Source organism: Staphylococcus gallinarum (assembly GCF_000875895.1).
GTDB classification, from domain to species: Bacteria; Bacillota; Bacilli; order Staphylococcales; family Staphylococcaceae; genus Staphylococcus; species Staphylococcus gallinarum.
Genome location: NZ_JXCF01000207.1, coordinates 1 through 393, shown reverse-complemented (window position 1 = coordinate 393; position 393 = coordinate 1). Strand labels below are relative to the sequence as shown.

1 pseudogene is annotated in these 393 nt (G+C 42.2%); it reads left to right on the top strand.

The annotated features are described in order from the left end of the window. Positions 1–393, top strand: a pseudogene (locus tag SH09_RS16745) (accessory Sec system glycosyltransferase GtfA); the annotation flags it as partial.

Below are 393 nucleotides of genomic sequence, written 5' to 3'. Positions count from 1 at the left end.
GTGCGACAGACGTTGGACAAGCGATTATACAAAATGCAGGGGATAGCAAAATTGGTGTGGTCGTACATGCAGAGCATTTTAGTGTTCATGCGACAGATGATGATCATGTTTTATGGAATAACTACTACGAATATCAATTTAGTCAACATGACGCTATTGATTTTTATATTACTGCGACAGACTTGCAAAATGAGATTTTAACAGCACAATTTGAGCATTATCTAGGCGTGAAACCGCGCGTCGTGACGATCCCTGTCGGCAGTGTGCACGAACTCAAATATCCAGATAAAAAGAGACGTCCGTACTCAATGATCAGCGCTTCACGATTGGCGAGTGAAAAGCATATCGACTGGTTAGTACGTGCTGCAATTATTGCAAAACAATCCGTGCCTG